This is a genomic window from Reichenbachiella sp., assembly GCF_039969095.1.
GTDB lineage: Bacteria > Bacteroidota > Bacteroidia > Cytophagales > Cyclobacteriaceae > Reichenbachiella.
In genome coordinates, this window is sequence record NZ_JBDVOL010000018.1 from 1 (window position 1) to 5,193 (window position 5,193).

Here is a 5,193-nt window from a genome sequence, read left to right on the forward strand (position 1 = left end):
ACGAAGCTGATAAGGTTAATTCATCCCCATCGACATCCTCAAAAACATTTTCAGCCAATTCGAAAGTAAAAGGATCATCAACAGTACCTGTTTGATCATCGATGGCGTTGGCCAATGTCGGAGCGTCGTTTACAGGGTTGATTGTAATGTCATATTGATGAGTTTCAGAGGTAGATTCCAGATCTGAAAGTGTGAATTCAAAACCATCGGTTGCACTTTCACTTCCGTCGTTTTGATAGGATATGGTACCAGACCCAACTTCTGATTGGGTAAAGGTATCACCAACGCCAAGTGCATTGGTTTGTTCGTCTCTGAACAGAGAGCCAAATTCAGGCACGCTAATGAGTGTATAGCTTATTTCACTACTGCTGTTGTCAGGATCAGTTACAGAGAGCGATTCATATAGACTTTGTGAATCCCCTTCGTCTAACTCCATCCCGTGATTGGCAGTCAGATCGGGAATGTCGTTTATTGGATTGATAGAAATAGAGAAAGTTTGACTATTGGTTTCAAAGTCTTCATTGGCTACAGTGAAAGTAAAAGAATCTTCAGTGGATTCTTCTCCATCATGTGTGTAGGTCAATAAGCCAATATCATCAATGCCTAATTCATCATCTTCAACTAAAGCTCCACCTTCCACAGTCAATGTGCCATTTTCTGGTATCGAAGTGAAGGTGATATAGGCATTTTCTGAGCTTCCAGCTGGGCTCCCTAATTCTAAATGTTCAGAGCTCAATGTGCTTTCTGCCCCTTCATCTAAAGTCAAACCAAAAATTTCTACAGAAGGTTTATGAGAAACAAATTGGCGAGCCACTACTGCATAGCCATTGTCATCGGCATATCCACTTTCCCAAGCTATGGTGTAGCTGCCATCTGGGCTGGATGCCATAGCTACTTGATAGCTGTCACCGATAGATATTTCATTGATCTGGTTGGTCGGACCGATTGGTTCCAAATCACTAGAAATTCGCTGAGTATACACTCCGTATACAGATACATCATCGATAAAAGAAACTACAAAGTCTCCGTCGTCTACTGCTACGATTGCGGGACCGAAACCTTCGTTCGGTTGTGCCACTTCTAGCGGACCAGAAGCAAAATTTTCTGATACTTTCGAATATCTACGAGCCAATAATTGATAGGGATTTTCCTCGTCATAATACTCTGACCAGACCACGACAAAATCTCCATTTTCATCAGCTGTTATTCCCGCCTTGCTTGCTTGTGTATTTTCAGTAACTGGTTGATCGGAGATCAATTCCATAGATGACTTGTAGACTGCTAGTCCCGAATAATAGTCGCCACTGTAGTCAAAGTGGTAAGTGATTCCAAAATCTCCGTCGCCATTCACCGCCAACGCCAACTCGAGCTGCTCATGTGTGTTGTCTACTCCTCCTAAATATTGATTTCCAGCTGCATCAGCTGCACCGGAAGAAGAATATTTCTGAGCTACTATAGCATTGGTGGAGAAGTTGCTTCTATCGTTCCACACAACAATAAATCCACCTTCTTCATTTAAGGCAATGTTTGGATTCCTTTGGATTCCTGAGGTAGCTGTATTGAGTATAAATTCACTTTTTACTACTTCACGGTCCCAGTCGAATACTTTGCCAACGATGTCGTCAGAATTTCCGCCAATATCACCACCGTCCGAAGTCCACACCACCATAAAGTTACCGTCGTCATTTAAGGAAACTTCTGGGCTACCTACTTCCAGTCCGCCGTCATTTACTGTCATTTCAGCACCTTGTCTAACACCCTCACTGTTGTACAGCTGTGCTTTGATATTATATGCACTAATTGAACCGTTATAATGATCTTCCCAGACCACTACAAAATCACCATTGGCATTTTGTGCGATATCAGGATTGTTTTGATCGTCAGATGAAATACCATTAACTATGAATTCGTTTCCAGCGTCGATGTTGATCTCAAGAGGTTTGGAGAAGGTGGAGGCAAAAACTGCGTATCCATTGGGGTAGTTATATCTTTCTCTGACCATGGTGGCTTTTCCATTATCATCCACAATAACCACAGGATTGCTACCTGTACTTGAGCTAAAAGGAAGGAAACCCTCGAAGATAAAATCTCCGTCGGCATCTAGCATAGATACTGGGTTTAGGTCCCCATCAAAAGGCTCTGACCATGAAACGACCATTTCGCCATTGTTATTGACATCCAGCCCCGGGACAAAATCATTGGTTGCATAACTTACTATCTCTTTATCTTCGAAAACACCGGCCCCACCGCTTGTGAATTTACTCAAATAAACAGCTGAATAATCATCGTAGTATTCCGTATATGCGATAGCAAAGTTGCCATCACCATCCATGACTATCGACTGACGCCTAGTTTCGGATTGTGAGCCGAATGAAATTTTAACATCTTCGGCATCAAGTGCCGTGTTTGCTGCATCAAATCGTCTATAATAGGTGTCTTCGTAGATCCCCTCCTTAATTCCAAAAGTGGCTACAAAATTCCCATCATTATCTAAAGCCACATCTGGATAGCTTCGAGATCCACTATCTGTTTTGGCATCTATTTTAAATTCATCGCCATCAAGTGTGCCATCCGCATTAATTCTTCGAGCAAGTACATTGAAATAATCTTGTACATACACTACGATAGCATCACCATCCTCATCGATCGCTACGGCTGGTTCGCTATAATCGAACTCGCTGGCCAATAAATGTTCAGTTCCAATGGGTTCTGCACTGGCATTATACATCTGTGCATATATCCTTTGTGAGGAGCTTGCCTCGTCATAGCTTGCCCACGTTACAATAAAATCGCCATCCGCATTCATAGCCACATCTGGCTGTGTTTGGTCATCAGTAGTGGTCGTATTGATTATAAACTCGTCACCTATTTTTTCACCTTCATTATTAAAACGCTGACCTAGAATTTCATCCTGTATGTCTTCTCCACTATATCCTTGCCATACCACTACGTAGTTGCCGTCACCATCTTTGGCTATGGCAGGTAGGATTTGGTCTCCATTATCGTAAGTGTTGACTATTTCCGAGGAAGAAACGGAATAAGGCTGATTTTCACCATCCTGATATTGTGTAAAATAAATACCATAACCATCACAATCTCCATAGGTGCATTCCCCGCCAATGGCATTAAGGTTGTCTTCCCAGGCGACGACAAAATCTCCGCGATCATTCATGCCAATAGCAGGATGACCCGCTCTATTGTCTTCTCCTCCGTCGTTATAAAAATCCCAGGATTCTATTTCGTCTCCAAAGCGATTGTATCTGCTTCCTTGAATGTATTCGTAGGTTCCATTATCTTCAGCGTCGTAAACCACAACAAACCCGCCGTCTTTATCGGCAGCGATTTTAGGGTTCGAAACATATGAAAAGCCAGCGACACTGATGTCCCCATCTACTTGAGGAGAACCATCTCCATCAAAAATTTGGGCTCTTATATATTCGGATGATCCAACAAAATCTTCATACTCCCATGCGACAGCAAAACTGCCGTCACCGTTGAGGTCTACATCTGGCGTTTTAGCCTTATTGGCTGAATAATCTGAAAATGAGATCAATACTTCTGCATCATCTTGGGGTACGCCGTTGTTGTACTTTCTTACATTAAGAACACTATAAGTAGTCCCACTACCTTCTCTTCCCTTCCACACCACAATAAAATTCCCTTCTTCATCCATATCTACGGATGGGGTGATCTGGTCATTGGTAGAATTTTGGCTAACTGTAAACTCACCATCTGTACTATTGTCGGCGGCATAGTGTATGGCATTAACTTCTTGAATACCACTTTGTTCTTCTTGCCAAGCAACAACTAGATTTCCTGAATTGTCGAGATCTATATCTACGTCGCTATGTGCATTTGAGCCAGAAGCTACAGTGTAAGTCCCGTTATCCTCTAACCCAACGAATCGTTGGTATTTTATAGAATAATTGCCTGGCCCAGTTTCTTCCCACGCCACGACAAACTCACCTTCATCATTGAAGGCTACAGCTGGATTATAAAGATATTCATCTTCTCCACCTATCATTTCAAAGTTGAACTCTTCTGAATCGTCTCCAACTACGCGACCCAATAGATCACCGTTTTGTTCCCATACTGCTACGAAATGATCGTTGTTGTTATAAGATATATCTGGTTTTTGTTGTGAACCAGTAGTTTCGTCATTGACAAGGGTTTTGTCTATCGTTAAATACTTTGGTGTGCCAGGAACTCCAGAAGCAACTACAGCTTGCGGGAAAGGAATTACTTCCTCTTGTGCCTGAGATTCTTGTATGCCAAAAGATAAGGTTAATGCGCCAGCAGCAGCGGCGAGTTTCAATCTACCAGAAAGCTGTTCAATTTTCTGCTTTAGTTTACGGAGTTGAGAGAGCAACTTGTAACGTCTCCTGGCCGTGAGTTCTTGAAAAGTGTCTTTGGAAATTCTCTTTTCAAAGCGGAGTTGTAGTTTTCTGAATTTACGAAGGGCTCTCTGATATTCGAGGTAGAGATAATTTTGATGGTTCATAGCAATTCACATATGAGGTGATAACCTTAAAATATTACGCGCAGTAAAACCTTTCTCTCTAGCAATGTCGGTAAAAACCGAGCATAAATATAGGAAATATCTTTCTCTTAATTGTTAAAACAAATCTGATTTAAATCCAATAGGCATAAATTTTATATGGAGCAAAAAAATAATAGCCATGATAATCATATCATGGCTATTATTAGCATTCAATAAGTATCCTGAACTTACTTCTTATTGATTTTAAATGTTGAAGTGGTGTTTTCGTTTATCAACTTCATTAGATAGATACCTTTTCTCAGGTTTTGAATATCTATTTCAAACACTTGTGACTGGTGCGTTTTATTCAAAATTATTTCACGAACTATTTTTCCTGATTGATTGAACATCACCAACTGAATATCGCCAGTCATATCTTTATCAATTGTCAAATGCAGAATATGATTAGTAGGATTGGGATAAAAGTTAAGGTTACTAAGTTCTCCTTGATCAGCACTTAATACAAAATTGATGGTCAATTTAAAAGTGGTCGATACAGAAGCTTCAGATTTATCCGTAGCCGTAATTTTGAGATTGATCTCTCCGTTGTCTCCTCTCACAGGTGTGCCAGAGAGCGTATTGGACGCAGAGGCAAAACTCAACCAAGAGGGTAAATCTCCGTCGTTTGCCAAACTAGCCGACAAGGTCAGATC

Annotated in this window: 2 protein-coding genes; both read right to left on the bottom strand. The window is 41.2% G+C overall.

The window, feature by feature from the left end; translation table 11 throughout:
* The coding region (locus ABJH98_RS20105; RefSeq protein ID WP_348309583.1) for a cadherin-like domain-containing protein at positions 1–4,501 on the bottom strand (4,501 nt) is incomplete at its 3' end.
* Between the two features lie 227 nt (positions 4,502–4,728).
* Positions 4,729–5,193, bottom strand: a 465-nt coding sequence (locus ABJH98_RS20110; RefSeq protein ID WP_348309585.1) for a putative Ig domain-containing protein, incomplete at its 5' end; no start/stop codon positions are given.